1 tRNA gene and 3 rRNA genes are annotated in these 4,657 nt (G+C 49.8%); all 4 read right to left on the reverse strand.

The annotated features are described in order from the left end of the window. Positions 1 to 2: 2 nt before the first annotated feature. Positions 3 to 118, reverse strand: a 5S ribosomal RNA gene (gene rrf, locus JHK64_RS07395). A gap of 69 nt (positions 119 to 187) precedes the next feature. Further along, positions 188 to 3,085: ribosomal RNA gene (locus tag JHK64_RS07400) — 23S ribosomal RNA — on the reverse strand. A 148-nt stretch (positions 3,086 to 3,233) separates the two neighbouring features. Beyond that, a tRNA-Ala gene (locus JHK64_RS07405) sits at positions 3,234 to 3,306 on the reverse strand. 86 nt (positions 3,307 to 3,392) lie between these two features. Beyond that, positions 3,393 to 4,657: ribosomal RNA gene (locus tag JHK64_RS07410) — 16S ribosomal RNA — on the reverse strand; the annotation flags it as partial.

The following is a 4,657-nucleotide window of genomic DNA, read 5'->3' on the forward strand; positions in this document are numbered from 1 at the left end:
TAGCTAAGCAACTACCCTATCTCACAGGGGGCAACCCCCAACTACTTCAGGCGTTCTAGGACTTAACTGCTGTGTTCGGCATGGGTACAGGTGTATCTCCTAGGCTATCGTCACTTAACTATGAATGATTAATCATTCAAAATTGAATATCTATCCCAAGAATCACCTTGACGCTCTTCCTACTATCTTGGATAAGTCCTCGAGCTATTAGTATTAGTCCGCTTAACATGTCACCACGCTTACACTCCTAACCTATCAACCTGATCTTCTCTCAGGGCTCTTACTGATTACTCATGGGAAATCTCATCTTGAGGAGGGCTTCGCACTTAGATGCTTTCAGCGCTTATCCCGTCCCTACATAGCTACCCAGCGATGCCTTTGGCAAGACAACTGGTACACCAGCGGTAAGTCCACTCTGGTCCTCTCGTACTAGGAGCAGATCCTCTCAAATTTCCTACGCCCGCGACGGATAGGGACCGAACTGTCTCACGACGTTCTGAACCCAGCTCGCGTGCCGCTTTAATGGGCGAACAGCCCAACCCTTGGGACCGACTACAGCCCCAGGATGCGACGAGCCGACATCGAGGTGCCAAACCTCCCCGTCGATGTGAACTCTTGGGGGAGATAAGCCTGTTATCCCCAGGGTAGCTTTTATCCGTTGAGCGATGGCCCTTCCATGCGGTACCACCGGATCACTAAGCCCGACTTTCGTCCCTGCTCGAGTTGTAGCTCTCGCAGTCAAGCTCCCTTATACCTTTACACTCTACGAATGATTTCCAACCATTCTGAGGGAACCTTTGGGCGCCTCCGTTACTCTTTAGGAGGCGACCGCCCCAGTCAAACTGCCCGTCAGACACTGTCTCCATTGACGATGAGCCAATCGGGTTAGAGTAGCCATAACACAAGGGTAGTATCCCAACAACGCCTCCTACGAAACTGGCGTCCCGTATTCATCGGCTCCTACCTATCCTGTACATGTCCTACAGATACTCAATATCAAACTGCAGTAAAGCTCCATGGGGTCTTTCCGTCCTGTCGCGGGTAACCTGCATCTTCACAGGTACTAAAATTTCACCGAGTCTCTCGTTGAGACAGTGCCCAAATCATTACGCCTTTCGTGCGGGTCGGAACTTACCCGACAAGGAATTTCGCTACCTTAGGACCGTTATAGTTACGGCCGCCGTTTACTGGGGCTTCAATTCATACCTTCGCTTACGCTAAGCACTCCTCTTAACCTTCCAGCACCGGGCAGGCGTCACCCCCTATACATCATCTTACGATTTAGCAGAGAGCTGTGTTTTTGATAAACAGTTGCTTGGGCCTATTCACTGCGGCTGCCTTATTGACAGCACCCCTTCTCCCGAAGTTACGGGGTCATTTTGCCGAGTTCCTTAACGAGAGTTCTCTCGATCACCTGAGGCTACTCGCCTCGACTACCTGTGTCGGTTTGCGGTACGGGTAGATAAACAATTAACGCTAGAAGATTTTCTTGGCAGTGTGACATCACTAACTTCGCTACTAAACTTCGCTCCCCATCACAGCTCAATGTTAAAGGTATAAGCATTTGACTCATACCACACCTCACTGCTTAGACATGCACTTCCATTCGCATGCTTTAGTTAGCCTACTGCGTCTCTCCATCACTCATTTATCTAGTACAGGAATATCAACCTGTTGCCCATCGAATACACCTTTCGGTCTCTCCTTAGGTCCCGACTAACCCAGGGCGGACGAGCCTTCCCCTGGAAACCTTAGTCTTACGGTGGACAGGATTCTCACCTGTCTTGCGCTACTCATACCGGCATTCTCACTTCTATGCGTTCCAGCACTCCTCACGGTATACCTTCACCACACATAGAACGCTCTCCTACCATTACCTTGCGGTAATCCACAGCTTCGGTAAATTGTTTTAGCCCCGGTACATTTTCGGCGCAGGGTCACTCGACTAGTGAGCTATTACGCACTCTTTGAATGAATAGCTGCTTCTAAGCTAACATCCTAGTTGTCTGTGCAACCCCACATCCTTTTCCACTTAACAATTATTTTGGGACCTTAGCTGGTGGTCTGGGCTGTTTCCCTTTCGACTACGGATCTTAGCACTCGCAGTCTGACTGCCGACCATAAATCAATGGCATTCGGAGTTTATCTGAGATTGGTAATCCGGGATGGACCCCTCACCCAAACAGTGCTCTACCTCCATGATTCTTTATGTCGACGCTAGCCCTAAAGCTATTTCGGAGAGAACCAGCTATCTCCAAGTTCGTTTGGAATTTCTCCGCTACCCACAAGTCATCCAAACACTTTTCAACGTGTCCTGGTTCGGGCCTCCAGTGCGTTTTACCGCACCTTCACCCTGCTCATGGGTAGGTCACTTGGTTTCGGGTCTACAACATCATACTATGGCGCCCTATTAAGACTCGGTTTCCCTACGGCTCCGTCTCTTCAACTTAACCTCGCATGATATCGTAACTCGCCGGTTCATTCTACAAAAGGCACGCTCTCACCCATTAACGGGCTCGAACTTGTTGTAGGCACACGGTTTCAGGTTCTATTTCACTCCCCTTCCGGGGTGCTTTTCACCTTTCCCTCACGGTACTGGTTCACTATCGGTCACTAGGGAGTATTTAGGGTTGGGAGATGGTCCTCCCAGATTCCGACGAGATTCCACGTGTCTCGCCGTACTCAGGATACTGTTAGGTATTATCTCTATTTCAAATACGAGGCTATTACTCTCTTTGGCCTACCTTCCCAGGTAGTTCTTCTATAAAGATAACGTCCACGTTACAGTCCTACAACCCCGAAGAGTAAACTCTTCGGTTTGCCCTCCTGCCGTTTCGCTCGCCGCTACTAAGGCAATCGCGTTTGCTTTCTCTTCCTGCAGCTACTTAGATGTTTCAGTTCACTGCGTCTTCCTTCGCATAACCTTAACAGTTATGGATACTAGTCATCAACTAGTGGGTTCCCCCATTCGGACATCTCTGGATCAGCGCTTACTTACAGCTCCCCAAAGCATTTCGTTGTTAGTCACGTCCTTCATCGGCTCCTAGTGCCAAGGCATCCACCGTGCGCCCTTATTAACTTAACCTTATTTCTTATTTCTTCTTGGTTCTCAGTATTTATAGCGTCTTTTTCTTCGGTTTATTTCTTGTTACTTCATATATATATTCCTATATATACGGAATTTGATAGATATTCAATTTTCAAAGATCAATCTCTAGGTTATCGCTAACCTATGGAGCCTAGCGGGATCGAACCGCTGACCTCCTGCGTGCAAAGCAGGCGCTCTCCCAGCTGAGCTAAGGCCCCACGTCTCTAAATAGTTAAAGACCTCTCAAAACTAAACAAGACAAACAAACGTACCTTCCGATCGTATTCCTACGATTTTTCCTTAGAAAGGAGGTGATCCAGCCGCACCTTCCGATACGGCTACCTTGTTACGACTTCACCCCAATCATCTATCCCACCTTCGGCGGCTGGCTCCTAAAAGGTTACCTCACCGACTTCGGGTGTTACAAACTCTCGTGGTGTGACGGGCGGTGTGTACAAGGCCCGGGAACGTATTCACCGCGGCGTGCTGATCCGCGATTACTAGCGATTCCGACTTCATGTAGGCGAGTTGCAGCCTACAATCCGAACTGAGATTGGCTTTAAGAGATTAGCTTGCCGTCACCGGCTTGCAACTCGTTGTACCAACCATTGTAGCACGTGTGTAGCCCAGGTCATAAGGGGCATGATGATTTGACGTCATCCCCACCTTCCTCCGGTTTATTACCGGCAGTCTCGCTAGAGTGCCCAACTTAATGATGGCAACTAACAATAAGGGTTGCGCTCGTTGCGGGACTTAACCCAACATCTCACGACACGAGCTGACGACAACCATGCACCACCTGTCACCTCTGCCCCGAAGGGAAAGTCTATCTCTAGACTGGTCAGAGGGATGTCAAGACCTGGTAAGGTTCTTCGCGTTGCTTCGAATTAAACCACATGCTCCACCGCTTGTGCGGGCCCCCGTCAATTCCTTTGAGTTTCAACCTTGCGGTCGTACTCCCCAGGCGGAGTGCTTAATGCGTTAGCTACGGCACTAAACCCCGGAAAGGGTCTAACACCTAGCACTCATCGTTTACGGCGTGGACTACCAGGGTATCTAATCCTGTTCGCTACCCACGCTTTCGAGCCTCAGCGTCAGTGACAGACCAGAGAGCCGCTTTCGCCACCGGTGTTCCTCCATATATCTACGCATTTCACCGCTACACATGGAATTCCACTCTCCCCTTCTGCACTCAAGTTAAACAGTTTCAAAAGCGTACTATGGTTGAGCCACAGCCTTTAACTTCTGACTTATCTAACCGCCTGCGCTCGCTTTACGCCCAATAAATCCGGACAACGCTCGAGACCTACGTATTACCGCGGCTGCTGGCACGTAGTTAGCCGTCCCTTTCTGGTAAGCTACCGTCATGTGTTAGACTTTCCACTCCTAACACTCTTCTTCGCTTACAACAGAGCTTTACGATCCGAAAACCTTCTTCACTCACGCGGCGTTGCTCGGTCAGGGTTGCCCCCATTGCCGAAGATTCCCTACTGCTGCCTCCCGTAGGAGTCTGGGCCGTGTCTCAGTCCCAGTGTGGCCGATCACCCTCTCAGGTCGGCTATGTATCGT

The sequence above is a fragment of the Streptococcus zalophi genome, assembly GCF_016481285.1.
GTDB lineage: Bacteria > Bacillota > Bacilli > Lactobacillales > Streptococcaceae > Streptococcus > Streptococcus zalophi.